Annotated in this window: 22 protein-coding genes; 11 read left to right on the forward strand and 11 right to left on the reverse strand. The window is 43.3% G+C overall.

Going from position 1 to position 26,798, the window contains the following annotated elements; translation table 11 throughout:
* Positions 1-510 carry an HNH endonuclease gene (locus V3V99_12185; GenBank protein MEE9443414.1) on the reverse strand — a complete coding sequence of 170 codons (510 nt, stop codon included), beginning with the start codon at positions 508-510 and terminating at the stop codon, positions 1-3.
* 304 nt (positions 511-814) lie between these two features.
* Between V3V99_12185 and V3V99_12190 the strand changes: the two genes are divergently transcribed.
* Complete coding sequence (locus V3V99_12190) at positions 815-3,739, forward strand: M28 family peptidase (GenBank protein ID MEE9443415.1); 2,925 nt, start codon at positions 815-817, stop codon at positions 3,737-3,739.
* Between the two features lie 71 nt (positions 3,740-3,810).
* Here the strand turns inward: V3V99_12190 and V3V99_12195 are convergent, their stop codons facing one another.
* The 5 genes from V3V99_12195 to V3V99_12215 form a co-directional block, all read right to left on the reverse strand.
* Complete coding sequence (locus V3V99_12195) at positions 3,811-4,944, reverse strand: hypothetical protein (GenBank protein MEE9443416.1); 1,134 nt, start codon at positions 4,942-4,944, stop codon at positions 3,811-3,813.
* Positions 4,945-4,977: 33 nt separating this feature from the next.
* The gene (locus V3V99_12200) at positions 4,978-5,787 is read right to left on the reverse strand and encodes a hypothetical protein (GenBank protein MEE9443417.1); all 810 of its coding nucleotides are present in this window, start codon (positions 5,785-5,787) and stop codon (positions 4,978-4,980) included.
* A gap of 21 nt (positions 5,788-5,808) precedes the next feature.
* Complete coding sequence (locus V3V99_12205; GenBank protein MEE9443418.1) at positions 5,809-7,662, reverse strand: glutamate mutase L; 1,854 nt, start codon at positions 7,660-7,662, stop codon at positions 5,809-5,811.
* Positions 7,663-8,001: 339 nt separating this feature from the next.
* Complete coding sequence (locus V3V99_12210) at positions 8,002-9,738, reverse strand: FG-GAP-like repeat-containing protein (GenBank protein MEE9443419.1); 1,737 nt, start codon at positions 9,736-9,738, stop codon at positions 8,002-8,004.
* A 48-nt stretch (positions 9,739-9,786) separates the two neighbouring features.
* Positions 9,787-9,933 carry a hypothetical protein gene (locus V3V99_12215; GenBank protein ID MEE9443420.1) on the reverse strand — a complete coding sequence of 49 codons (147 nt, stop codon included), beginning with the start codon at positions 9,931-9,933 and terminating at the stop codon, positions 9,787-9,789.
* A gap of 374 nt (positions 9,934-10,307) precedes the next feature.
* Here V3V99_12215 and V3V99_12220 point away from each other — a divergent pair, with 374 nt between their 5' ends.
* From V3V99_12220 to V3V99_12265, 10 genes are all read left to right on the forward strand, one after another.
* Positions 10,308-10,850, forward strand: a complete 543-nt coding sequence (locus V3V99_12220) for an RNA polymerase sigma factor (GenBank protein MEE9443421.1) — start codon at positions 10,308-10,310, stop codon at positions 10,848-10,850.
* Positions 10,843-13,146, forward strand: coding sequence for a FlgO family outer membrane protein (locus V3V99_12225; GenBank protein MEE9443422.1), 2,304 nt, complete (start codon positions 10,843-10,845; stop codon positions 13,144-13,146). Before V3V99_12220 ends, V3V99_12225 begins: the two co-directional genes overlap by 8 nt.
* A gap of 742 nt (positions 13,147-13,888) precedes the next feature.
* The gene (locus V3V99_12230; protein MEE9443423.1) at positions 13,889-15,052 is read left to right on the forward strand and encodes a DUF4238 domain-containing protein; all 1,164 of its coding nucleotides are present in this window, start codon (positions 13,889-13,891) and stop codon (positions 15,050-15,052) included.
* A 188-nt stretch (positions 15,053-15,240) separates the two neighbouring features.
* Positions 15,241-15,987, forward strand: coding sequence for a MotA/TolQ/ExbB proton channel family protein (locus V3V99_12235; protein ID MEE9443424.1), 747 nt, complete (start codon positions 15,241-15,243; stop codon positions 15,985-15,987).
* Positions 15,984-16,400 (forward strand): biopolymer transporter ExbD, encoded by a 417-nt coding sequence (locus tag V3V99_12240; protein ID MEE9443425.1) that lies wholly within the window; start codon positions 15,984-15,986, stop codon positions 16,398-16,400. The genes V3V99_12235 and V3V99_12240 overlap by 4 nt, the downstream gene beginning before the upstream one ends.
* A 62-nt stretch (positions 16,401-16,462) precedes the next feature.
* Entirely contained in the window at positions 16,463-17,125 is a 663-nt protein-coding gene (locus tag V3V99_12245; protein ID MEE9443426.1) for a TonB family protein, read from the forward strand.
* Between the two features lie 2 nt (positions 17,126-17,127).
* Positions 17,128-18,438, forward strand: coding sequence for a Tol-Pal system beta propeller repeat protein TolB (tolB, locus tag V3V99_12250; GenBank protein MEE9443427.1), 1,311 nt, complete (start codon positions 17,128-17,130; stop codon positions 18,436-18,438).
* Positions 18,439-18,556: 118 nt separating this feature from the next.
* Entirely contained in the window at positions 18,557-19,054 is a 498-nt protein-coding gene (gene pal, locus V3V99_12255; GenBank protein MEE9443428.1) for a peptidoglycan-associated lipoprotein Pal, read from the forward strand.
* A gap of 14 nt (positions 19,055-19,068) precedes the next feature.
* Positions 19,069-19,875 carry a tetratricopeptide repeat protein gene (locus V3V99_12260; protein ID MEE9443429.1) on the forward strand — a complete coding sequence of 269 codons (807 nt, stop codon included), beginning with the start codon at positions 19,069-19,071 and terminating at the stop codon, positions 19,873-19,875.
* Positions 19,854-20,474, forward strand: a complete 621-nt coding sequence (locus V3V99_12265) for a hypothetical protein (GenBank protein MEE9443430.1) — start codon at positions 19,854-19,856, stop codon at positions 20,472-20,474. Before V3V99_12260 ends, V3V99_12265 begins: the two co-directional genes overlap by 22 nt.
* A 65-nt stretch (positions 20,475-20,539) precedes the next feature.
* Here V3V99_12265 and ppdK read toward each other — a convergent pair whose 3' ends face one another.
* The 5 genes from ppdK to V3V99_12290 form a co-directional block, all read right to left on the reverse strand.
* Entirely contained in the window at positions 20,540-23,446 is a 2,907-nt protein-coding gene (gene ppdK, locus V3V99_12270; protein MEE9443431.1) for a pyruvate, phosphate dikinase, read from the reverse strand.
* A gap of 276 nt (positions 23,447-23,722) precedes the next feature.
* Positions 23,723-24,028, reverse strand: a complete 306-nt coding sequence (locus V3V99_12275; GenBank protein ID MEE9443432.1) for a hypothetical protein — start codon at positions 24,026-24,028, stop codon at positions 23,723-23,725.
* Positions 24,029-24,525: 497 nt separating this feature from the next.
* The gene (locus tag V3V99_12280) at positions 24,526-25,305 is read right to left on the reverse strand and encodes a hypothetical protein (protein ID MEE9443433.1); all 780 of its coding nucleotides are present in this window, start codon (positions 25,303-25,305) and stop codon (positions 24,526-24,528) included.
* Positions 25,305-26,162 (reverse strand): hypothetical protein, encoded by an 858-nt coding sequence (locus tag V3V99_12285; GenBank protein MEE9443434.1) that lies wholly within the window; start codon positions 26,160-26,162, stop codon positions 25,305-25,307. Before V3V99_12285 ends, V3V99_12280 begins: the two co-directional genes overlap by 1 nt.
* 13 nt (positions 26,163-26,175) lie before the next feature.
* Entirely contained in the window at positions 26,176-26,793 is a 618-nt protein-coding gene (locus V3V99_12290) for a hypothetical protein (GenBank protein MEE9443435.1), read from the reverse strand.
* Positions 26,794-26,798: the final 5 nt, after the last annotated feature.

Below are 26,798 nucleotides of genomic sequence, written 5' to 3' on the forward strand. Positions count from 1 at the left end.
TTAATCCAAAAACAGGTACGGCCTCCAGCGTTTATCGGAGATGCCGATGAAACTTTGAATATATGTTATATGGCTGGGGCGGTGAGGCTTCCTGAGCAGTTTCATTCCGGCTTGTTCCGGAAAACGGTCGCCTTTGCGATTATTACATTTTTCGCAGGCACAGACCATATTTTCCCAGGTATCGCTGCCGCCGAAACATTTCGGAATGACATGATCGACCGTCATCGGACCTCGCGAATCTCGGCAATACTGGCAAACATGACGATCGCGTTTGATGATGTTCTTCCGGGTCAGCAAAATTTTCTTATAAGGGACGCGGATATACCCACCCAGGCGCACGACCGAAGGCAGAGGTATCGATGAATTCACGGAATGAACTCGAACGCCGTCATAGGCTTCCACGATCTCAACCTTTCCCAGAATCTGCATTATTATAGCTCGCTTAGCCGAACAAACCGACAACGGCTCATAATTTTGATTAAGCACTAACACTCTGTTACTGGTAATCACGATGCTAACTCCCGCTAACGGCCGGTAAATTATTCATTATGGACAACTTTACCCGGTGTGTCAACCTCAAAATTATCTTTAACGCCAATAAAATCGGCATTTGACGGACAATTGAATTGGCCCATCATATAGTCCATTTTACGCTCCTTAAATATAATCGCCCGAAATTATTTTTGCATTTGATTTCTGCCGTTTTCAATCGTCTTTAAAGTATCTGGATATAAAGAAAATGGGAGCTTTACAGATTTACAAATTATCGTATATTATGAGGCCATTTTTTTATAAATAAACAGGAGAGTTGATTGTGAAAGTATATATTTACCTATTAGCGATTATGATGGTTTTGTCTGGATTCGCGACGGCCGATGATATGTACCGGGTTAGCCTGCAAAATCATCAGGACGCGGAAAAATTAATCAATTCCAGAGCTGATCCGGTGATTAGAATTAACGGAGATTATTTAATACTGGCCAATAATAGCGCCTTCGAAATATTGAGTCACTCCGGCCTTCCCATGTATCGTGTCGCCTCCAATATCAGCCTTGACGAATTATTTCTTGAATTTGAGGCGGGTGTCAAAGATGAATCCAATTACAAATCGCTTTTTGAAATTAACAACATTAAACTATATCAAACGACCAAAGCCAAACTGGCCCAATCAGAAATATCCCCCGAAATGCTTCCGGTCAAAGGCAATCAACCTCGAATTTATTTCAGGCGTCCGGCGGTATTCAACCCATCATTTTCAATAGTAAACGCCGAAATCGATCTGGATTCGCTTATAAATCTCGTCAGTCAGGATACTATCATGGAGTATTCCGATACTCTTCAGGCTTTCAACGGTCGATTAACGGGGACACCTTCGATTTTTGCCGCCCGCGATTGGGTCGAGGCGAAATTTACAGCCTTTGGTTACGATTCGGTTGTCGTTGATTCATTTGGCGGCATTCAGCACGATACTCGAGATAATGTCCCGGCCTATAACGTCATGGCCTATAAAATTGGCACCGTTTATCCGGATAAACATATTGTTATCGGCGCTCACTATGACGCTGTCGCAGGTTCTCCCGGAGCCGACGACAACGGTTCGGGCACCGTTGGTGTTATTGAGTTCGCGCGCATACTTTCAAATCTGGATACATATATGACGTTGGTATTCGTCGTTTTCGATTCGGAAGAGTCAGGACTTTACGGATCGCATCATTACGTCAATAACGCCGAAACCCAGGGAGAAGATATAGTCTATATGCTGAATATGGACATGATCGCGCATATCGATAATGACAGTTTTGCCAAGCTGTTTCATGGCGATCAGATCGCCTATTCCCAATTATGGGGAAATCTCGCGGACAGCCTGTTCAATATAACCGGTGTGTTATCCGGCACATCGGCGAGCTCGGATCATTATCCGTTTCAGCTCAAGGGCTACGATGTAACTTTTGTCCATGAACATGAATTATCAACGGTATACCACTCTCCTCAGGATAGCACTACCTATATGAGTTTTGATTATATGACAAAAATGATAAAATCCTCATTGGCGACCGCGTATGTTGTCGATTATTCGCCTCCCCCGGCGATTATATCCAATATAAGCGATATTGGCGATGGGCAATCTTTGAGAGTAGAATGGACGCAATTAGACCCGATTTATATAAGCCATTATTACCTCCACTATAATGAAGTTCCGGTCTCGATGCCGGATTCGATTTTGATTCCGAGTGATAGTAATAGTTATGTAGTCAATGGATTAATAGAGGGACAGAAATATAGTTTTTATTTGATATCCTACGATAATATAGGCCGCTCATCGATCGCAATTACACAGGTAGAAGCAACTCCTCTGGCGATTCCTCATAATCCGGCAGGCTTATCCGTTCTGCCCGTCTTAGGCGCGATTAACCTGACCTGGCACAAAAACAATATCGAACTTGATTTCAGTCATTATCAGATCATTCGCGATGGTGTTCTCCTGCCCGATATAATTACTGATACGACCTATAATGATAACGACCCTTCGCTCGGTTCAGATTTGCACGACTATTGGGTAGTCGCCTTTGACGATAGCGATAACATGTCCGACACGACCGGGGTCGATCCGGTTCAAATGAAAGCTGCTACGCTCGAAGCGGATCGGATTCTTGCTCTCAATCGCTCATCGGATCAATTTTTTGCCAATGTCAATGAGCAGGTTACCGGCGAATTTATGCGCCAGGCGCTGGAGAGTATGAATTATGATTATTTTTCCGATAGCTCAACTGCCAATGCCGCTCGCGCCCAATTAATTTCATTATTGGATTACGGCATTGTAGTGATCGGAGCCGAATCAGGTAATAGTACCGATGATATTGGTGGATTCCCCGGAGATTTTCTGAACGATCTTTCTTATTATTTATCCATCGGTGGGAAAGTCGTCGCCTTTGGCCGCTGGGGTACGTTGACTGCTCCTCCGTCTCGCATGGATACCGTTTTTTATAATCCAAACGCCTATAACGGGAATTATTATAATTATTTCAACACTGCCTTCAGAGTAAGGCCGACAACGGAAATCATTACTCCCGGGCCGTATCTGGTATCGGATTTTGTGGGCGCAAATAGTCAGATATTAGGATATCCATCGCTTGATTGGGATTCAACCGCTACCGTCAATCATATCAGCCCGGTTTTCATCGCGGCAACAGGGATTCCCAGTCCCAGCTTACCGGGATTATTTGGAACAAATAATGAAGTGATTTATACCTATAATTCCTCGATGGATACGGTTGAAACGGACGGCAAGCCTATCGCCTGGCGGCATATTGACGGCAGCAGGGATTATGTTTTCTTTGATATTCCTCTCTCGTTTATGGAGCGAACGGCGGCAGTTTCAACACTGCAGAAAGCAATTAATGATCTGATGTTCCCCGTCGCAACGGATGAAGAGTTTGATGAAGAGTCTTTACCGACACACTTTACTCTATCTCAAAATTATCCGAATCCTTTTAATCCGCAAACTACGATTGAATTTTTTAATCCGTATAATTTACCCCATCAGATGTCTTTGAAGGTATTCAATATTATAGGACAGGAAATTAAGCTATTATTCAACGATAACGCTTTACCGGGAATCACTCGAATAAAATGGGATGGTACCGATAATAGCGGCCGGACCGTGGCCTCGGGAATTTACTTTTATCAATTGAAAACTGATGATTTATCCGAGACCAAAAAGATGTTATTCTTGAAATAATCCGGATATTAAAATACACAAGGCCGGGCACTGCAAAAGCGTCCGGCTTTTTTTATTTCGATAATATTTACTTAAGACTCAATTAATTCAACATTTGCTCTCGGGACAGTAACGGTTTGACCGTCTTCAAACTCGACCTCCAACACACGCGCCTTGGATTCTGATTCCAAAACCTGGAGCCGCGGTGGCAATCCCGAAACTTTGCCCAGCTTTCCAAAATATGGATGGCGGATAATACGAATCGGAGATCCGATCTCAAGACCCTGCTGTTCATAGCCGTCCGCCTCATCTTTTTCACGAGGATCTCCGCCCAAAGGAACAACGACTTCCGGACGAATAACCCCGGCCCGGATCTGAGTCGCGCCGTTGATACAGGCCATCTGCCCGTTTTTGGATTTGAGCAGATCAAATGTCTTTTGAGCCATATTGATATCGCCGAAACCTTCCGTGATGACCAGGGTAATACCCAAATCCTCGGAACCGGTAATAGCGACACCGATATCATATCCCAAAAATTCGCGCAAATCCTTATCATCAAAACCGCCGGTGACGACGCCTTTGGCGCCAACTTTTATAGCTTTTTTAATGGCGTTAGCCGTAACCCGGGAACCGCCGATGATAATACAATCTTTACAATCCTCGGTAATATATTTTTCCTGCAATTGAGTATAATTATCGGGAACAACGACCTTAATCGTTCCGTGAGTTTCTCCGCCGATGCCGAAAATTCCCTGGATAAAAGCGCCCCAGGTGGATACGGCCACGCCTTCTTCCGGGATCACTTCCATAACTTCACCTTCAAGGTAAGCGGACACTTCAACCGGAATCGGTTTTCCGCGCAGCAGAACCTGACCGGTAACGCCGGAAATTGACTCCACGGTCCCTGTTAATGTGGAAGCACTGGAAGAGGAAAAAAACTTCAATCCAAAAAGAGGTTTTGTACGAGCGATAATTTCACCCTTTTCGATCGGATCACCGACCTTTTTGAGCATACAGCCTTCAATATCCTCAGGCGGCAATCCCAGTTGATTGGCGACGTTTATCGGTTCGACATCTCCCGGCAAAAACGTCCGGGCAACCACGGTATCGGGAGTGACACGATCCCCCTGAGAAGCGACAACCTCGCCTTTTAAAGGGAGAATCCTGCGCTTGGTTACAAGCAGCTTTTCGCTAACTTTCAATCCGGGTGTATATGCATGTGCCATATTATTTCAGCCTTCCTGAATAAACTTCAAATTCTAATCGGAATCTTCTTTCGATTTTTTCCTGCGCGGCAGGATGACAAAATTCCATATTAAACCAATAGCAATTATCACTATTACGCCGGCAAGCATCCAGTTTTTAAATCTCATAACCGGTTCGGCCGCTTCTTCTTCGGAAAGAGATGATGAAGGATTATCCAAACTGTCGTATTTGCCGACATCCGTAAATTTTAATTCTTCCTGCGCCGCGGCCTCTTTTAAATTTTCAAATGATAATGAAGCGATTACACTGTCAAAAATCGCCTTATCACTTTCAAAGGTAGAATCCGGACTATAACAGTAAAGGGTTACCATACCTATGTCGTTTAATTTCATATGCATCATAAGCTTCTTCATTGCTTCCGGACGATAAGCCATTTCCGATATGACCGTAATCGATTTATCATTCAGATCCAGTCGAGGCTGTCCGGGAATCAAATCAGACATTTGATCCACTACGCGGCTTTTGTAAATATCCTGTTTGTACGTGTTGGAGATATCTTTTAGCAATGAATCCGCCTCTTGTTTGGATAGTGTACCGATTGAATCAAAGGCGATCACCACGTAAGCGTCATCAAGATAAGGCGAAGTTTTGGGCGCGAAAACCGCTTCATAATTATAAGTACCGCTGGTACTATCGGTGGGCAAAAATATTCTATCAACAATGCGGTAATCGACTTTTTCCCAATCATCGGGAAAATTCAGCCAGAAGCCGCCATTCCAATTGACGTAATTACCGGCGTAAACGCCAGCCGCCAGAATAAGAACAATCAGCAGGAGAAATATTATCACCCGAATTTTCAGCATGTTAAATCCTCTTTGCAATATTTATTTATTATCCAGAGCTTTTTCCGGATAAGCGTCAAGTTCTGTCATCCAACTCTTCAAGGAGTTAATTCTTTGCGAATTTTCTTCCGGTAGCACAAACGGACTGCGACCGCGGCCGTCAAGAATAATGCCAACCACGCCGCCGTGCAATTCTGTTTCCAGTTTTTGACCGCGTCCACGACCAAGATCGAGATGCTTCAACGGCTCCAAAGAGGCTTTAACTTTTAAAGGCAGGCCATCCTCCCCGAGGCCGACTTTGAGCAGTTTCATCTCGCCAAATTCGAGTTTGCCCGACACGGTTCCGTCGGGAAGATCAATCTTATAATTCATGACGTCTCCGCCTTTTTTAACTTCGCCGGTCGGAGCCACGCAACTGCCCAGATGAATCAAACAATCTTTCTCAAAGACTTCGGTGGCTGCCTGAGGATGCAGTGTTGAAAGGACGCCAAGCTGGGGCATCATAAAGATGGAATCGACGGCAAGGCGGGTTACACCTTCCGGCTGGAAAGCGTCAATCAGCATCATGGCCGATTGCTGGCGGCGCGGGGCGTGAGACATAACGCCGCCGGAACCGATTAACATATCCAGCGTCATCATATTGACAATTGACGAACCGGAACTATCCTGCTCAAAAGCGTCAGCGATGGTTCTTTGTTTCTGGACGCCTTTCAAAACCGTCGCAAAACTTTTATGCTGAATAAAAGCTAATCGCAACGCTTCCTTTGCGACCGCTTGCTCGAAAACCAATTCTTCCATTGATTGCGGAATTGTTGTCGGGCGGATCATCTTATTTTTAACTCGGTTGCGCAGATCGCGTTCATCCATGTCGAATGGAACCCAGCGCATAACATTCGGCAAAGTCGCCTCAGCGAAGACATTTGAAATCGAATAACTCATTCCCAAATTGGCCGAAACCGTCCGGTTAAAGACTCCTTCCCCGCCGTCGGGACGAAAAACAGAAAAAACATCGGTCGTGGCGCCGCCGATATCGACTCCAACCGCTTCCATATTACCCAGATCGGCGATAGTTTTTATAATCAATCCCACCGCTCCCGGCGTCGGCATAATCGGAGCATCGGCCCATTTCATCAGCTTTGAATAACCCGGAGCCTGAGCCATGACATGCTCCATAAATAAATCATGAATTTTTTCGCGGGCCGGATGAAGATTTTCGCGCTCCAGAACCGGGCGAAGATTTTCAACGATGCCCAAATCGACTTTATTTTCCAACGTGTCTTTGATGGCCCCGCGGGCTTCGATATTTCCAGCGAATATAACGGGGAGATTATATCCCGAGCCCAGACGCGGTTTGGGGTCGGCCGCGGAGATCAATTCGGCGATTTCCACTACATGCGAGGTGGTTCCGCCATCAATACCTCCCGATAACAAAATCATATCGGGGCGTAGATGACGAATTCTTTCAATTTGCTGATGGGGACGACGCTTATCGTTGGATGCGATAACATCCATAACAATAGCGCCCGCGCCCAAAGCCGCGCGTTCGGCCGACTCGGCCGTCATAGAACGGACTACGCCAGCGACCATCATCTGCAAACCGCCTCCGGCCGAAGATGTTGAAATATAAATATCGCATCCTCGATCGCCGTCAGCCGGTGAGATGATTTTATCGTTTTCATCAAGTAAAGTTTTATTGGTTAACTCACCCACTTCGGCTACGGCATTAAGAACTCCCATAGTAACGTCCTCAAAAGGAGCTTCGACAGTCGTTGGCGCTTCGCCGCGGGCTAAAAGGCGAAACTCGCCTTCTCGTTTTTCTATCAGGATTGCTTTGGTAGTTGTCGAACCGCAATCGGTGGCTAATATCGTATTAATATTTTCCAGATTCTCAAGCATATTTTCTTTCTCACTGGCTTAATGTAAATTCCCAAAATTGCCTGTCTACTAAATCGTTTTTTACTTCCCGACCGCAATTATAGCGGCTCAGAAAAGATTCCAAATATAATCATCAGAGGCGATTTTGTCCACCCCTTTCGAAAGGATTTATTTAAGAGAAAAAACTGGCGAATCAGCCTTCGGCAACAAAGGTTTTTTGACCTATCAAGGCTGCTACTAGTACAAACTCACAAGATAGGTAACAGATTGGACTCACGACATAGGTAACAGTTATGTTACGGCATAATCAGAGGAGGAGCGATTATGCCGTGGGTGGGATACAGATTTGTAGTCTCAACCTTATTTACTTTCCTCACATGGTCCCGGACCGCCTTTAAATACATGATTGATTAAATAAACGGCGTCACCGACATTACACGCGCCATCGCTATTGGCATCGCCCGCTTCGATAGGATAGGGGGCAGGTCCGCCTTTAAAAACAGTATTGATAATATACACGGCGTCGCCGACATTGACATCACCATCGCCGTTGGCGTCACCACAATTTAATTCAATCATTTCTATATATTGATTTATGGCAACGTCAGTTATAACATTGACGACTCCGCTCGGCCATTCTACAATGATGGAATCAATGATGGCGGCGTCACCAAGTCCGAAATGGGCGTTTATGGCATGGTGCACGCAGTAACTGGCGGCAGGGGAAATCTCGCGCAGTTGCCAAACCGGACCACCAGAAATATTAGCCTTGATGCGAACCTTGGCACCAATTGCAGAAGCATTAGAGACCGTTCCGACACACTTCACATTCAGCCAGTTGTTACCATTACCGTCATTTCGAAAGAGAAGGTTATCATTCTGAGACCTGGTAATAAACACGTCCAGATCACCATCGCGGTCATAATCACCCCAAGCCGGACCAAAAAACTCGCTTTCAAAACTGACCAATGCCCCGGACATGATTCGTGTGAACGTACCGTCACCGTTGTTCTCATACAATTGATTAGCCCGGTTTTGTTGATATGCCCATGTTGTCACAAACAAATCCAGGTCGCCATCATTATCATAGTCTGCCCAACTACTACAGAAGTTAGGAGATTCGTCGGTAACCATTTCGCCAGTTGTAATCCTGGTAAAAGAGCCATCACCGTTATTACTGTAGAGAAAATTCGGTAAATCCAAATAGCCATTAGCGACAAATAGATCCTGGTCACCGTCATTGTCATAATCACCTAAACTGGGGCCATACGATATTGCTCTATCGGTTACTATTGGCTCTGATACGATCTTTGTGAAATTAAAATCACCTTCGTTTCGATAAAGACAGTTCTCATACATAAAGTCCGCTGGATCCGGTTGAGGGTTGGCAAAAAATGCATTGGCCACGAACAAATCCATGTCACCATCATTGTCATAATCCGACCAACTCATACCGTGTGCATTGTTGACATCGGTCACAATCTCCCCGGTCGTAATCTTTACGAAGATCCCGTTATCGTTGCGATACATCGCATTGGCAGCTGACCACGGCAGACTGTTGGTTTCAGTCTGGGTGTAGAGATCCAGATCACCATCATTGTCGATATCAATCCATGCATGCGTGTTTGAGCATGCGGCATCTGTCGTGAGATCACCGGCCGTGTCGATCTTGGCGAAAGTCCCGTCACCATTGTTGGTGTAGAACTGGTTGGTCCTGTAATTATGCCGACCGACATAGACATCCTCATCACCATCGTTGTCGTAATCACCCCAGGCTTGTGTGTAGGAACGTGCCATAACATTGGCGATCGGGTCGGCAGTGATTCTTGTAAAGGTCCCGTCACCTTCGTTGTGATACAGGAAGTTGTTTTCATTCGTCGCGGAATTTCCCACATGAATGTCCAACCAGCCGTCGTTATCGTAGTCTATCCAACTTATGCCAAAAGACGATCCCCCATCAGTAACGTGGGGGCCTGTGGTGATTCGAGTGAAGTTCGCCGGAGCGGCAATTGTTGTTGATGCGAGAGCGATAGTCAGAATCGCACATACTGCGATGGTGAGGAAATGATGCCAGTGTAAATACTGTTGTTGAAACATTCGTCACTCCTTTTGGTTTTTTGTGTCCGCTTGAATAGTCGTGCCACGTCAAGCGTCGTTTTCTATCTCAAGAAGGCTATCTCCATCATTATCATAATTAACTAAACTGATACCATTGGATGTACCTCCGTCATTAACAATATCCCCGGTCGTTATGGGAGTATAATTGAGAAGAATTGGCGCCATTTTTTGCATTGGTGTTATCTTTAAGACATATATCAATAGCTATACCAATGCAGGTCCAAATGTTACACATCTTAACAAGATTATCCCTATTGGACCTTAGCAAGTTTTCATTCGTTTCCTCCGGATTATTTCACCATTATTGGCATGAAATATGAATTAATGTTTACTTATAGCCTTGTAAGATACGTGTCGCAAAACTCTCAATAATCTGTCAATATTTTTCAAATATCTAAAATATTGCTAAAATCGAGATTGATCCATATACTTACCATCATGTTCAATTGAATCTCGGGTCCAGGAGAAACCTATTTTGAGATTATTGCGTATTGTAAGAAAATGTTGTTAATTCCTTCTGAGGAAAGGTGTAAACTGCTGTTTATTGTATGAATATCAATGAATTACATTCTCTCGCAATTAATGGAGACAAAAAAGCAGAAGAAAAATTATTCCACCAATTATCTGACAGATTTTACTATTTTATTCGACAAAGGGTAGGTAGTAAAGATGATAATGAAGAAATAGTCCAGGATGCCTTGACGACGATAGCCGAACAATATAAGAATATTAAATTTCACGTCAGTTTTTCGGCTTGGGCATATCGAGTACTTGAGAATAAACTTAACAGTTTTTATCGTCGCAAATACGGGTGGTCCGAAAAGAGGGCAGAGTTGCATGAATTGGGCTTAATTAAAGAAAATTGGATTCCCGATTTGAACATCATTCGTCGATTATTAAAATGTTTGAAGAAAGTCAGTAAGGCGAATATAAAGTATTCAAGAGTACTCAATCTTCATTATCAGGGTTATACGGTGAAAGAAATCGGTAAAACATTAACGATATCTGACAATGCTGTTTATTTGGTTTTATCAAGAGCAAGAAAGGCATTACTTGAATGTCTGGCAAAAGAGGAAATGTCTGATGTCTAAATGTATTGAAAAGCGTTTTGAAAATCTCATCCATGCCTATGAAATGGGTATGCTGACGAGTAAGCAACGACGGGAAGTTGAGCTTCATCTCATGGTTTGTCAGTGTTGTATGAACTCAGTTCTAAAATTTGAAGAATTTACCAATCATCTGGATCATGATGAATCTGTTCGTAAACAAATAAAGGAATTATCGCTGGCATCCGAATCGGCATATAAGTCGGAATCCACAAGTACAGGCAAAGAGACCTTGAGTCGAGGCACTTGGAAGCGTGTTATTCCGGTGTTTTTGGTCATAGCCATAATCCTATTTTTATTGTTCAAGCCGTGGACTTTAGAATTCCAGCCAACAAAAGAAGCAAAGGCAAGTGACAATTCTCTGGTAGTACTCTATATCAAAAATATAGCAGAACCGGATGATCCGGAAAATTTAGGCAAAATCGCAATGAATTTGCTGATATCCGATTTAGCCGAGTCGCAGTACCTGCAGGTAGTTTCCACACAACATTTATCTGAAATATTAACACAAATAGGAAAAAAGGATTCAGAAGCAATTGGAGAAGAATTAGCTGCCGAAGTGGCAAAAAAAGCTAATTCCAGATGGATGTTAACGGGCAACATTCTCCAAACGGAACCGCAAATAATTATATCGGTGCAAATTGTAGATGCGGAATCAGGTCATATACTTAGTTCTCGAAAAATCGAGGGATCAATTGACGACGACATATTCAAACTGGTTGATAAACTCACGGCGGTAATTAAAAATGATCTACCATTATTACCTGATGCTATCAATGAACCGGATCCTCAGATTGCCAGTATTACTACGAATTCCCAGAAGGCTTACTTTTATTATTTGGAGGGCCAGGAGTATTTGTCAAAATTCTATTATGGAGATGCCTTTTACAGTTTTAATAAGGCATTAGAATATGATTCGACTCTTGCTCAGGCATATTATTTTTTATCTACTCTTACTGCTGAACCGGAATATATTGAAAAAGCTGTGCAATATATTGACAATGTCTGTCAAGTTGAAAAGCACTATATATGGGCATCAAGGGCTGTATTAATAGGCGACGAATCTCAAGCGGTTACTGAATATGAAAAACTTATTAAACGCTACCCGAATGAAAAGATGGCTTATTATTACTACGGTTTATTGAGGCACCGCATGGAACAATATGAAAATGCGATTATTCAATTTAAGGAAGCGATTGCATTGGATCCATATTATAAATTGGCAATTAATAATCTCGCATATTCGTACGACTTGTCGGGTAATCCTGATTCGGCTTTCGCGGTTATCGACAGATATATTGCTCTATATCCTGATGAAGCCAATCCCTATGACAGTAAGGCCGAGCTAAGTGCAAAGAACGGCCTGCTTGATGAAGCCATCAAATCATATCGGAAAGCTTTGGAAATTAAATCCAATTTCCCTAATTCTATTTTAGGACTTGGGGATGTGTATTTATTAAAAAGAGATTATGCGATGGCAGAAGAGTCATATCGCGAATATATCTCCAAGATAGGTGGACGCGTCGCAGGCAGGCTTCGTCTTACATATATATTAGTAGCTCAAGGCCGATATGAGAATGCTTTGAATATGCTTGATGATGGCATCGCAGCTGACAGATTGGAATTATCCAAGCCGACACTATATGCAGATTATAATGCAAAATTTCTATTGAAAGCCGCTTTGTACGCAGAATTATCTCAATATGAAAAGGCAATAATTGAAATTGAGCATTATAGAAATCAACATCAAATAGAACAATCCGATACTAACTTTGATTATTTTGATATATACGCATGGCTACTGGCAAAAAACAATCAAGTCACAAAAGCAAAAGAAGTAGCTGAAAATCTGAAAAAGGTATGTCAGGACTCGCCCTCTCAGTTCATGCATCCATATTGGTGGACACTTGGATACATTGAATTGGCGCAAGATAATAGTGAATTGGCTTGCACATATTTCGAAAAACTGAGCCCTTCAATAAAGAATTTTGATGTCCAATTTATGCGAGCCAGGGCGTATCTAAAATCGGGGAAATTGGACAAGGCCATAAATTTATTTGAAGAATTAGAATTGACTTATACTTCGCCACGGATTTTTTGGAGCAATTGGGCAGTAATGATACATTATTATCTGGGTCTCGCATACGAAGAGACCGGCCGAATAAATGATGCTATTTCTCATTATGAAACATTTCTTGATATCTGGAAAAATGCGGATTCCAATATACCGCTATTGGACGATGCCAGGGAACGTATGAATAGACTTAAAGATATTTCTTGAAATTCTTTCAATCTACTAAACATCAATAATTCTAAGATATATTTAATGCTCGGCGTATATTGTCGTTATCGAATTGTATTCCAGTAAATCCGTATCCCACCCATTGGATAGAGATTTTATATTCTGTCTGCTAATCGTTCCCCCACTGGAACCAATCCTTGCGATTTCTGGTATAAATTCTTAATCCGCAACAAGCGTTTTTTGTTGAATTAAACACAACGTTTTTCTATCGTTATCAGATCAGGGCAGGATCCCCGCGATCCTGCCATTTTTCTTTGGCGGGATCTTTCTCGCAACGACCCTTTTGGGTCTTCGCTCGAAACCTTCGGCAGGAATCCCGAACTACAGGGCTTGTTGATAAACCTCTTTCGGGTGTTGCGGCAGGTCTTGATTTTGTGAAAACAAAATTGTGACCTGACGTGTATCAAGAACTTACGATTCGAAATGTTTCCCCATTCTTTAGGCTGAAGATCATTTCAAGACTTTTTCAACAGGCCCTACAGGCTGGTTCCCCATAGCAAAGAAAGATTAGTGTAGCGACAACTCTCGAGTTGTCGTCCTCGTTGCGGCAGGTCCTGTTCCCGTTTTACGAGGATGTGACCTGCCGCCGAATGGCCAAATAAAATTCGTTGCTATTATCATATAAACAGAGTATTATTGATTTGTGCCCCACAATCTTGCTGTGGGAAAAAAACCTGGGCATTAAGGCAAATGAATAAAGATTATCCAAATTCAACGAGTGATGGAACGAAATCCACAGCAAGCTGTGGGGCAGCCGGTCATGAATAATATTCTTGTCAAAAATCAACATTATATCCCGGAAGGATTCCTTAAAGGATTCACCGATTCTGATGGTAAATTGGTTGAAGTCCTTTTGAGGAACAAGAAAATTTATCGGACTAGCCCTTCTAATTCAATGTCTGAGAAATTTGTATACGAGCATGATAACCTAAGAAGGAATACATTAGAAAAGTATTTTGCCAAATTAGATAGTAACATTGTACCAAGAATTAAACTTATTAATAAGGAAATCGAAAGGCTAAAAAACAATGATTCATCAATTGAACAAATAAAAGCTATGATTGAAGAGTTATTGCCCATCTTTGTAATTTTCTATTACCGAAGTGGAGCGTTATTGACGGAATCGTCATTCTTCGATGCAAGGATGAAAATACCACTTCTCACTGAGAAAATACTAAACCATCAATATATTAAAGCACTAAGTCAAACGATTATACTTGGCTACAATTTTGCTCTTATTGAGAGTAATAATGACTTTTTATTAAGTGATCAATTTATGTCGACAGCAGCTTTGGATATAAAAGGTCAAATCGCGAATATTAGCAATAGGCATATAGGATTTATAGAAACATTAATATTGATACCAATATCTTCTATATATTATATAGTGTACTGGAATAGCCAACGAAAATTCGTACTAGAAAATAATACCTTTAAGCTATTAGACAATAATCAAGTCATTCAGTTTAACTCTATCATAATTAATAATTCGTATATCAAATGTGTTGGCGCTGAGGAAGAGCGAATTAAGGAAGTGACCCATGCATTTCATGAAGAATATCCATCACAAATATTCATCGGCGGAGGGAAGTCCGGACGCACTTTTGGGGCAACAAGAAAGAAAGAGGTTTTTTTCTATGATATAGATAAGAAGGCTTTTGAATTATTTGATCCTGGATATTACTCCATGTTTAAAAAATTAAAGCGTAATGACCCTTGCGCATGCCCCAGTGGTAAAAAGTATAAAAAATGCCATATGGATGCATTTGTCAAATTCGAGTCCTTAATCAATAATAAAATAGCAACTGGTAATTATGTTAAGGATATAAGAATAAAAGGCACAATAGCATGTGAATTACCGATTGATTCTTGGGGCAGTCAGTAGCCCAGGTACCCCACGTCTTTATACGTAGGATTAGATCACCCCCCCAACTGGAACCTTTTCTTCCGATTTCTTGTATAAATTCTTAATCCGCAAGCGTTTTTTGTTGAATTAAACACAACGTTTTTCTATCGTTATCAATCTGAAAGATAAATAAAAAACCTTTTTATAGAGATTGTGTACAATAGGTTATGACGTCAATTTCAATCATTCTTTTAAGCGCGCAGATTGCTGCACCGCTGGCATTGTTTTCCGGAGGAGTCTGGGAAATTCTGGCGCATATGTCGTTTTTCGGTTGGATAATCATCAGCGTCCTGGTCATCATGTCTCTGGCTTCCTGGGGCATTATGTTCAACAAATATCGCTTGTTTAAGGAAGTTGAATCACAGTCGTTTAAGTTTAATAATTTATTTGAAAGGGCGACCGATGTTTCGGATTTGATAAACCAGACAAAAAACTTTCGCCTGACGCCGCTATCGGGAGTCTATTCCGCCGGTATCAAGGAAGCCGATTTAATCATGGAAGCCAAAAACAAGGGCGGCGTTCCTGACAATCAACGTAAACTGTCCGAAGATGATTTTAGAACCGTAACTTTAATGATGGACAAGGCTATTACTGAACAGGTCGGCGAACTGGAACGATACGTCGTCTTTCTGGCGACGACCGCCAACGCCGCGCCGTTTCTGGGATTGCTGGGTACGGTAGTCGGTGTCATGGATTCATTCTGGTCAATCGGCGAACGTGGCTCGGCGTCTTTAACAGTTGTCGCGCCGGGGATCGCCGAAGCCCTTCTGGCGACTATCGTCGGCCTGGCGGCGGCTATCCCGGCTGTAATCGGATATAACTGGGCCAATAATAAACTCAAATATATAACCGACCGGGCCAATAATTTCAGCTTCTCGTTAATGGCCAACCTCAAGAAAGACAGTTATCAATGATTCAGCGCCGCTACGGACATATGGCCGATATTAACGTCACCAACCTGGTTGATGTTGTGTTGGTGCTTTTGATTATTTTTATGATTACCGCGCCGATGCTTCAGTCGGGCATCGATGTCAATCTACCCAAAACCAAAACGGCCATCAACGAAGATCTGGGCGAAGGCGTCGTCCTTACCATCGATAAAAAAGGCGGTATCTTTATTGATGATATTTGGGTCAGGATACCCGATTTTGAAAAACGCCTTGATGCCGTTCTCCGGCAGAAAAATACTTCATCGGTTTACGTCAGGGCAGACAGCGCCGTCGTTTACGCCGCCGTCGTTGACGTTATCGCGAAATTAAAGGATATGGGAATCGATTATCTGGGATTGGTCACCTCGCCGATCAATACTGATAATATACGGAAATAACAGCCATGGATTTTACGGCACGAGATATTCTTTACTCTCTCATTTTTCATGTGGGATTAATTATGATAGTTAGCTTTATGAATCCATTTAAAGTCCTCATGAAGCCGGACTTTGAATCGGTGGGTGTTAATATTATAGAAATGCCGCCGCTGGGCAGTCCCGAACTTATTCAGCCCGATAAGATGCCGGAAATCTCGATTCCCGAAGCAATGGTCGAAGAGGAAATCGCCGTGCCGATAGCCACTCCCGAAACTCGCGAGGAGCCGGTTGAAATCGAAAAACCGCCCGAAGAAAAAGTCGAAGAGAAATCAAAAACGGAACGCGATACCGGCTACAAAGACCAGGCCACGACAGCGGATAAAAACCAGGAAGGCGGCGCCGATGTCAGTGAACAGATAGGCCCGGGGAGCGCTTTTGGATCGGCTTTTGTAGATAACGCCAGTTTTAACTATCCTACATATTTCCTTCGCGCTTTTGGAAAAATCCAGAGAGCGTGGTCGAATCCGGTTCGCGCAAATAAACCTCTATCATGCTTTATATATTTTCAGGTGCTTCGTTCGGGGACTATATTTGATCCGGTAATAAAACAATCTTCAGGAGTCGAAGCTTACGATCGTTCCTGTATGCGCGCTCTACAGGCAGCCAACCCGTTACCGCCATTACCTTCCGAATTTCAGGATGATATTATTGGCATAACATTAGAATTTCCTTTTTTGCCGAGATAAATATGAAAAATATACAATTAGGCCTCACCATTCTGCTTTTATTAATCTGCGCTTCCATTATTCATGCTCAAATCAAGGAGTATGAAGGCCGACTCGATCCCAAGCGGGGGCATGAACAAATCTCTCTTGCCGTCGAGGATTTTACCGGCGTTGAGAATCAACGATTAACAACCGCCGATTCGGTCATCCTCGTCCGCATGGGTGAGATTATCCGCAATGATTTGGACTTCTCACCGTTCTATGAAGTCGTCGAACTTGATTCTTTCTATATGCGTCACATGGAACTGGAAGTGATAACGCTTCTGGGATGGTCTCACCTGGGAGCCGAATATGTCGTCAAAGGCAAGGCGTCGTTTTCAGGAGAAAACATCAATTTCAGCTACCGGATTTACGCCGCCAAATCTCAAATGGTTTTCGCTCGCGGACGATTCCAATCAATAACAAGCAATTACCGCCGTTTGTCACATACCATCGCCAACGATATCATCTATTATCTCACCGGTGACAGAGGTATCTTTGATACGCGGATATGTTTTATGTCGAAGCGGACCGGCAACAAAGAATTATTCCTGTGCGATTATGACGGGGCTAACATCTATCAATTAACCGGAAACGGCTCGATAAACCTCTCCCCGGCTTTCGACCCTGACGGCAGACGAATACTATTCACCTCGTTTATGAATGACAAACCTCAGCTCTACGAGTATAATGTCATCGACGGAAATGTCAGCCAGATCGCCGCTTATCCGGGAATTAACTCGGCCGCGCGGGTTTCACCCGACGGCAAACATATAGTGGCCGCTTTATCCCGCGATGGCAACGCCGAATTATATCTGTTGAGACGGGATGGACGGATTAAGCGCAGACTGACCTACACCAAATCGATTGAATCGAGTCCATGCTGGTCACCGACCGGGAAGGAGATTGCCTTCTCTTCGGACAGAACCGGGTCACCCCAGATTTATATAATGGATATTGACGGCGTCAACGTCAGGAGATTAACTTATCAGGGTGGCTACAATGACTCCCCCGACTGGTCGCCCAGGGGAGACATAATTGTTTTCTTAAGCCGAGTAAACGGCAAATTTAATATCTGCACGATTGATGTTACTGGCGATAATTTTCGTGTTCTTACCGAACGGGGCAATAACGAAAACCCCCACTGGTCGCCGGACGGGAATCATATCGTTTTCTCATCAACGCGGACCGGAACGAAAGAAATTTATATCATGGATAGATTCGGATTTGAAGAAAAACGTTTGACCGCCGGAGGGGGTAATTCCAACCCGTATTGGTCCGGATATGACCGATAGGTTTTTCTATAATATCGGCAAATATTTGTTGCTTTGAAAATTCCAATTTCGTACAGTTTGAACATAGATTGGAAAACAATGAAACTGAGTTTGTATAAAGAATTGTAAGGAGGGACTAATGAAAAAATTACTGCTCATTTGCGGGCTATTAATTATCATGTTGGCCGTTTATGGCTGCGGGAGCAAACCTCCCCCACCGCCCGAGGAACCGCCGGTCGCGGTAGTTGATACGACACCGCCACCGCCGCCGCCACCACCACCGCCGCCGGAGATTAAAGAATCCGACTTTGTCGTTATTTATTTCGATTTTGACAAGTACAATATTCGCGGCGACCAAAAGGCGAATCTCGATAATAACGCCGAGGTGATGAACGAGTTCGCCGACGCAGTCGTTAAAATCGAAGGGCACTGTGACGAACGAGGTACGGTCGAGTATAACTTGGCGCTGGGCGACAAACGAGGAAATTCGGTCAGGGAATATTTAGTCGGTCTTGGTATCAGCGCCGACCGCATCGAAATTGTTAGTTATGGCAAAGAACGCCCGGCCATCACGGGAAGCAACGAAGAAGCCTGGGCCAAAAACCGTCGGGCCGAATTCCGAATCATCTTGAAGTAATCGGATTGATGAATATGCGAAAAGAAAAACGCATAAAGGGATACCTCCTCGTGGTATCCCTTTTTAGTCTGATACTTTTATTCTCGGGATGCGCCACCAAACAGGATGTTTTGCGGGTTGAGGAAAAGGTCAATCAGATCCGCGCCGACCAAAGACTACTGAAAGCCAAGATTGATGCCATTGATTCATTGATTGCTTCGAGTGCCGAGCAGGATAATCGTCTCCGGGTCGATATGCGATCTTCGGTTGAGGATTTGAACGAACAACTCAATCAATTGCAGAATCAGCTTAACGACCTCAACCAGATGATTTATAACTTCTCTCAACGCGTGGCCATGCAACCGATACAGCCACAGGTTGTTCAGCAACCCCCACCGGCAGAAGATACGACCTCCCGGGCAGACGACACTACCGAAGTTGAAACGATCTCATCGGTAGATTGTACCGAACTGTGGGATCAGGCCTTCAAGGATATGCGTCGCGGCCAGTATGATCTGGCTCTTTCGGGATTTTCAGATTATATCAAGTTCTGCCCCGAGGGGAATCTACTTGACAACAGCCAGTATTGGATTGCCGAATGCTATTATGAGATGGAAATGAATGAACGGGCTATCGAGGAATATACTAAGCTTATTGACGGTTATCCCGAATCCGAAAAAATATCATCAGCGTATTTTAAAATTGGCCGCTCTTATGAAAAAATGGACAACAATGAAAAGGCCCTCGAGTATTATATCATAATCCAGGAGCAATTTCCCGGGTCGGTTCAGCATGAGCAGGTCAAAGATAAGATCGAACGGTGGCAAAAAGAACAAAATTGACCGGCGACGATCATATTGAACTAAGTATAAGAATTCCGGCTGATAATAGATATTTCTGCCGGGGTTTTTATCAAATTGAAGAAGACGTGTTATACGTCCCGATTTACCCATCGGGACGTTTTTATTCATATTTGGATTCAATCCCGGATTCGAGTATTAAAAATAAAAATAATAATAAGCAACCTCTCGCCAATTTAGATATTGATCCCGAAGGACGACTTTTATTCCTGCAAATTAAAACTCCCCGTCGTCAGTGGGAGATTAATAATTCTCTTAATTATTCATCGCCGTTTGAATTTGCTGATATAAGATTCATTCGTTTCCGCGATAGAATCAGATGTCGAAAAATCGAAACCGATAAAGATTTTTCCTGGGCCAGATTGACATTTTTAAAACAAAAGATTAGCTGCTCATATCGCGCCGCGGACAATTTGATATTTGACATAACTGAAGATAATTTATTGGCGTCGATTTGGATAACATCAATGACCGATGATCGGGCCGCGAAGTTAATGTCACAGTGGCGCAAAGAAATGCGAACATATCATAAACTCGGAGACACAAAGCTATCTTACAAACGAATTGAGATAAATAAATAACCTCCTCAAAAAAAACGTCCCGATTTATCCATCGGGACGTTTTTTATTATATTTAAGGAACCCTATTATTTTTTCTTTTTGATTCCCGTTTTCTTAGCCGCCGCCTTCTTCAAAGCCGGTTTTTTCGCGCCGCCCTTGATTGTTTTAATCTTGCTCCTGGCGGTTTTCTTCCTGGAAGCAACTTTTGCGGCAGGTTTCTTTTTGGCCGGAGCTTTTGCCGTGGCCGTTTTCTTTGCCGCCGACTTTTTGGCTGCTTTCTTTTTACCCGTTGGTTTGGCCAGCGTATCCTTATCTCTCAGGGTCGCCTGAGCAGCTACCAGTCGAGCAATCGGGACTCTGAAAGGAGAACAGGAAACATAGTCGAGTCCGACTTCATGAAAGAACTGAATCGAGGCCGGGTCGCCTCCGTGCTCACCGCAGATACCGATTTTCAATTCGGGATTGACACCGCGGCCTTTCTCGAATCCCATCTTCACCAGCTGGCCGACACCGATCGTATCCAATGATACAAACGGATCGACAGGCAATATGCCTTTCTCAACGTAATAATTGAGGAACTTACCGGCATCATCTCGAGAGAATCCCATTGACATCTGTGTCAAATCATTGGTTCCGAATGAGAAGAATTGCGCTTCTTCCGCGATTTCATCAGCGGTTAAAGCCGCTCGCGGAATTTCAATCATTGTTCCAACCAGATAGTTAAGCTTGGATTTCTTACGACTGGTGATTTCGAGAGCGATGCGTTCCACGACTTCCTTCTGATTCTTGAATTCATTGATATGACCAATCAACGGAATCATGATTTCCGGGTAGACTTTTTTGCCTTTCTTGGTCAATTCATTAGCCGCTTCAAGAATCGCTCGGACCTGCATTTCTGTGATCTCAGGATAAACGATACCCAATCGGCAGCCGCGATGACCCAGCATAGGATTCATTTCCCGAAGCTCATCTATCCGATCCAGCATCTTTTCGATCTTTTCCAGTTTCTCCTCATATTCCTCGTCGGCCTTATCGAGCATTCCAATGCGTGCCTCGACATCTTCCCGACTCGGAAGGAATTCATGCAATGGCGGATCAAGCGTTCTGATAGTTACCGGATAACCCTGCATGGCCGCAAAGATCTTCTTGAAATCGTCTTTCTGAAATGGAAGCAGCTTATCAAGGGCGGCCTGCCGCTCTTCGGTGGTCTCGGCAAGAATCATTTCCTGCACGATCGGCAAACGCTCCTCGGAGAAAAACATATGTTCGGTGCGGCAAAGGCCGATCCCCTCGGCGCCAAATTTAATAGCCTTAACAGAATCAGCCGGCGTATCGGCGTTTGTCCGAACGCCCAATTTCCGATACTTATCGGCCCATTCCATCAGTTCGGCAAATTCGCCCGATAATTCCGGTTCGATCGTGGACACTTCGCCGATGATTACTTCACCGGTCGAGCCGTTGATGGTGATGACTTCGCCTTCTTTTATGATAAGGCGACCAATATGAAATCGCTTTTTGGCTTCGTCAACACGAATCTTTTCGCAACCGGCCACGCACGGTTTACCCATACCGCGCGCTACAACGGCGGCATGTGATGTCATACCGCCCCGACTGGTCAAAATTCCGGCGGCGGCGTTCATGCCTTCGATATCATCCGGGTTGGTTTCCTGTCTGACAAGAATACATTTTTTCTTGGTTGAAACATTGACCGCATCCTCGGCAGTAAAGACAACGAAACCAGAACCAGCACCCGGAGAAGCCGCCAAACCGGTAGCAACTGAAGTATATTTCACCTTGGGATCCAGACGAGGATGCAAAAGATGATCCAACTGAGTCGGCTCGATGCGCATCAAGGCTTCCTCTTCGGATATCAAACCTTCTTTGACCATGTCGGTCGCAATTTTAAGGGCTGCCTGAATCGTACGCTTACCGGCTCGGGTCTGAAGCATAAATAGTTTGCCTTCCTGAATGGTAAACTCAAAATCCTGAACATCGCGATAATGTGCTTCAAGACGATCCGTGATTTCTTTCAATTGTTTATAAACATTCGGCATGTCCGCTTTTAGCTGACTAATTGGTGATGGAGTACGAATACCGGCCACAACATCTTCACCCTGGGCATTAAGCAGATACTCACCATAAAAAACTTTTTTGCCGCTGCCCGGATCGCGGGTAAATCCAACACCGGTACCGGAAGTATTTCCCATATTTCCATAAACCATAACCTGCACGTTTACGGCGGTCCCCAGATTCGATGGAATATTATTCAGACGGCGGTAGCTAATCGCCCGGGGATTATTCCAGGAACGAAAAACCGCGTCGCGCGACAGCACCAGTTGTTTATAAGGATCCTCGGGAAAGGGCTCTCCGGTTTTCTTCAATATGATTTTCTTAAATCTCTTGACAATATCCTGAAGGTCTTTCACCTGCAGCGAACTATCCTGCTTGATCCGTTTGTCTTTTTTCTTCCTGGTGATTACTCCCTCAAAGACATCTTTATCAATACCAAGAACCACATTTCCAAACATCGACATGAAGCGCCGATAATTATCATAACCAAAACGCTCATCACCGGTCTTGGCTATAAAACCCTTCATGGTTTCCTCGTTTAATCCCAGATTCAAAACCGTATCCATCATGCCCGGCATTGAGAATTTGGCTCCCGAACGGACCGATACCAAAAGTGGATTTTTGGGATCGCCAAATTTGGCTCCCATTAGTTTCTCGACTTTGGCCATGTATAATTTCATTTCCTTTTCAAATTCAGAAGGCAGGTTCATATTATTTTCATAATAGGCCAGACAGGCTTCGGTTGTAATTGTAAATCCCGGCGGGACAGGAATTTTAATATTGGTCATTTCGGCCAGGCCGGCACCTTTTCCGCCGAGGATATCTTTCATATCTCCCTTACCCTCAGCCTTGCCGCCGCCAAAGAAATAGATAAATTTAGGTTTAGTCTTACTGGCCTTTTTTGTCTGTATTGTCTTCGCCATTTTCTTAATCTCCGTAAATCGTTTATAGTTTGAGACAGTATTTACAAAAATTATGAGCAGTTTACAAGTCTAAAGGCAAAAACAAGCCGTAAAAATCCAATTATGGGGTGTAAAAATACAATTTCAGGTATAACTCAACTCAAATTCCCTTCCCGTCCCTTATTTAGTTTTTAATTCACACCAGTCCCACCAGCCAATTTAGAGATACTATCCCCTATCAGCTAAAACCACAAGAAATTCCATCCATATAATAAATCGATAAAAGAAGAGTATTAATTACATTGTAAAAAGCCGTTCACCGGAGATAATTTTCTCCAGCATCTTAACAGTCTTTTCTACCGGTGAATTCATTAAATCACAGGTGTTAAAGGTCTGGCGGCTTGCCTCGCGAGGACAGTCAAAATTGGCTTTGCCACGCCCCCCTCTTTTCTTCTTATGGGTCAAATTGTACAACCGCTGATATTCCTTAGCCTTCTCCTTATGCATCTGATAATAGCGGCGCTGATACTCCCTGCGGGCTTCAGCCGTTGATAATTTACCCTTCATTGTTTTTGTGGTAGAAGAATCAGTCTTCCGTGCCATTCTTCACCTCACTTTTGCCTTGGTTAGAAAACTCCACATTACTCCTGATAACTCGTAAGTCTTCATATTACAAGGAATTCCCACAGCGACTATATTAAAAAAATAGACAGCATTTGTCAAGAAATATTTTCGCTTTTTTGAAAAAACTTGTTTCATATCATATTGTGGTCAAATAAGTTAGTTCGCCGAATAAAGCGAAATCCCTGTAACCAACTCCATTACAACAACTTACGGCCATCACCACAACTCCCGATCCGGCAATTGCTTATCAAATGTTAAAGACACATTCCCTCTGATTCTTTTTACAGGATTAAACTTTGAACTCGGAAGGCACAGATGTAAATCTGTCTCCCCGCCTTCGTAGTTTTAATATAATACGTTGTTAAAACACTATTCAACTATTTTTTTTGGTTTTTTTCGAGAAAAATTCAAAAAAATTATATAAAAAAAAACCCCGCTCGAAAACGGGATTTTTCATATGACCTATTTTTAAGATACTATGCCGGCGCCTGTGATGATTTCTTTTGCATGTGGCGAATGATCTCAAGAATAATTAACAATACCAATATCAGGGTCGTTACCCAGACAACGGTTGTCATGCCTCCTCCGCCTTCGAATCCGGCCGATACCCAGTCACGAATATATTGTACTCTTTGGATAAATAGTGAAATACGTGCCATAACTGTATATCCGAATGATGCGCCAAAGCCTATCATTAAAATATAAATTCCGAATTTGGCGACACCTCCGAAGGTACCCTTATGAGCCACTGAGAAAAAGAAGTAAAATAATCCCGTAACGACTCCGAGGATAATCACAACATCTTCAAATCCTACCCAAAATCCCTGGGCGAAATGTGTCTTGATATCAAAAACAATATTAACAGTATCGGCCAATTGACGACTAACCCTGTTTTGCATTTCCGTCGGGATAGCGACACCAGTGGCAATACCGATATAAAAAGCAATCGGGTAGCGAGAAATCCAGGCTTTCTTTTTGGAGAAACGAAACCACATAAGTAATCCGAGGATTCCCGGAAATATGTACCACCATTGCCCGCCCCAGATCTGCCACCAGGGTTGACCAACCCAGATTTTATCAAATAGGTTTGGTATTAGATTATTATATACCAGTAGCATCGAAAAATAACCGGCTGATACACCGACAAATAAACTCTCGGAAAATTTATAAAACGGATTGTCTCTATAAAGGAATGAAAAAGTGCTTAAAGTGAGACAGACACCGAGAGTAGTCCAAAGATAGGTTCCCCAATCCATCAGCGCATCCCTCCTTTCCTCTTAGAAACAAAGTAGCCAATATTTCCAATCAGAATAAAGATAATGATTGTAATATGGGCCCAAACTTGAACCCGCATGGCCTCCATTGCCGGCCCCGGTTTGTCTCCCGGTTCACGGAGCAGCGTTTCATATTCCGCGGCGCCGAGCATACCTCCCATAAGACCGAATAACTGGCCTGACCTGAGATAAGGATAATAATCAGCCGCGGATACGCCGGTCAGACCGGCCGCAAGTCTGGCATTATATCTTCCGTTGGCATAAGCAAGCCAAAAATCAATGCCGCTGGTTCCCGTGATTAAAATAATACCTTCAACATTATCGTAATTGATAATGCCATCCATCATAGGAATACTGTCCGTGGACGTATTATAATAATCACTGGGGAAGGATAACCTGTAATTTTGCCCCATGCTCAGGATAACGATTCCAGGATATGCCTTATATCCCAGGAAAACAACATCCTCACCATAAATAAGCTCTCGCCCGTATTTTACTCGAACCGAATCCATAATTTCAAGCATGGCTGATTCGGCCATTCCCGGACCATTTGGAGATAATGCAGTAATTATTATTTTGACCCCTTTGGCCAAAGTCTGTTCCATGATAGCGTAAGTCATGGGATGCAGTTCGGCCATGGAACCGGGATCATAATCCATCGCGAAATGAATATACTGATCTTCCTCAAGCCCCTCAACAAAGTTAAAGATCGAACGAACCTCTGGATTAACTCTGAGAGGTGATTCGAATTTAACCAGAATAGTAATGACAACAACAGCGGCAAGAATCAGATAAATCCATCTTCTATCGAGTTTTGCTATTTTTTCAAAAATGTTCATGCGTCATTCTCCCTCAATCACTACCCATATAGGTTCGTTCGATACCAAGGATAACCTTGAGAGCGGTTCCAACCATGCCCAGACCAATTCCGATAATGATCGCTCGTTTGGCGGCCATATTGGGCACGTTTAGAATCCAGGCGGCCAGATCACCGATCGGTTCGCCCAAAAATCCCAAAAATGGGTTAAATCTCAGCATAATAATTATGGCGGAAAAAAGTAAAACTGAAGCCAGAAGTGAGTGTGCCCGGAAAGCCCTGAATGCCGCCGAGGCGATAAAGAACGCCAAAAGCGAAAACATCGTAGCGTGAAGAGGCATTATTATATAGTTGAAAAAATGCCGCCACATATATGATTCCAATCCGCCAGTAAGAGCGAAGATCGGCATACTTATTAATCCGGCTAAGATAATTATCGCATACTGCCAGTTTTCCGCTCTTCTTTTTATTTTATTAGCTGAAACTCTTACAATTGACCATATTCCCAGAGCCAGCGCGAAAATACCGATAATGATTGTCCATTCCATCACAAATTCATAAACGAATTCCGACTTGCTATGAGGAACAAAAAATTGTACCGCCATAAACAGGCCGGTAACAAAGACAATCATTAGAGGAATTTCTCTTTTCATAATTC

Source organism: Candidatus Zixiibacteriota bacterium (assembly GCA_036480375.1).
Taxonomy (GTDB): Bacteria; Zixibacteria; MSB-5A5; order GN15; family JAAZOE01; genus JAZGGI01.

What these genes read in the sequence shown, in the direction of transcription:
- V3V99_12195 (MEE9443416.1), bottom strand. Translation starts at nt 4,944, where the DNA reads ATGGCACATGCATATACACCCGGATTGAAAGTTAGCGAAAAGCTGCTT.
- V3V99_12200 (MEE9443417.1), bottom strand. Translation starts at nt 5,787, where the DNA reads ATGCTGAAAATTCGGGTGATAATATTTCTCCTGCTGATTGTTCTTATT.
- V3V99_12205 (MEE9443418.1), bottom strand. Translation starts at nt 7,662, where the DNA reads ATGCTTGAGAATCTGGAAAATATTAATACGATATTAGCCACCGATTGC.
- V3V99_12210 (MEE9443419.1), bottom strand. Translation starts at nt 9,738, where the DNA reads ATGTTTCAACAACAGTATTTACACTGGCATCATTTCCTCACCATCGCA.
- V3V99_12215 (MEE9443420.1), bottom strand. Translation starts at nt 9,933, where the DNA reads ATGCAAAAAATGGCGCCAATTCTTCTCAATTATACTCCCATAACGACC.
- V3V99_12220 (MEE9443421.1), top strand. Translation starts at nt 10,308, where the DNA reads ATGAATATCAATGAATTACATTCTCTCGCAATTAATGGAGACAAAAAA.
- V3V99_12225 (MEE9443422.1), top strand. Translation starts at nt 10,843, where the DNA reads ATGTCTAAATGTATTGAAAAGCGTTTTGAAAATCTCATCCATGCCTAT.
- V3V99_12230 (MEE9443423.1), top strand. Translation starts at nt 13,889, where the DNA reads ATGGAACGAAATCCACAGCAAGCTGTGGGGCAGCCGGTCATGAATAAT.
- V3V99_12235 (MEE9443424.1), top strand. Translation starts at nt 15,241, where the DNA reads ATGACGTCAATTTCAATCATTCTTTTAAGCGCGCAGATTGCTGCACCG.
- V3V99_12240 (MEE9443425.1), top strand. Translation starts at nt 15,984, where the DNA reads ATGATTCAGCGCCGCTACGGACATATGGCCGATATTAACGTCACCAAC.
- V3V99_12245 (MEE9443426.1), top strand. Translation starts at nt 16,463, where the DNA reads ATGATAGTTAGCTTTATGAATCCATTTAAAGTCCTCATGAAGCCGGAC.
- tolB (MEE9443427.1), top strand. Translation starts at nt 17,128, where the DNA reads ATGAAAAATATACAATTAGGCCTCACCATTCTGCTTTTATTAATCTGC.
- pal (MEE9443428.1), top strand. Translation starts at nt 18,557, where the DNA reads ATGAAAAAATTACTGCTCATTTGCGGGCTATTAATTATCATGTTGGCC.
- V3V99_12260 (MEE9443429.1), top strand. Translation starts at nt 19,069, where the DNA reads ATGCGAAAAGAAAAACGCATAAAGGGATACCTCCTCGTGGTATCCCTT.
- ppdK (MEE9443431.1), bottom strand. Translation starts at nt 23,446, where the DNA reads ATGGCGAAGACAATACAGACAAAAAAGGCCAGTAAGACTAAACCTAAA.
- V3V99_12275 (MEE9443432.1), bottom strand. Translation starts at nt 24,028, where the DNA reads ATGGCACGGAAGACTGATTCTTCTACCACAAAAACAATGAAGGGTAAA.
- V3V99_12280 (MEE9443433.1), bottom strand. Translation starts at nt 25,305, where the DNA reads ATGGATTGGGGAACCTATCTTTGGACTACTCTCGGTGTCTGTCTCACT.
- V3V99_12285 (MEE9443434.1), bottom strand. Translation starts at nt 26,162, where the DNA reads ATGAACATTTTTGAAAAAATAGCAAAACTCGATAGAAGATGGATTTAT.
- V3V99_12290 (MEE9443435.1), bottom strand. Translation starts at nt 26,793, where the DNA reads ATGAAAAGAGAAATTCCTCTAATGATTGTCTTTGTTACCGGCCTGTTT.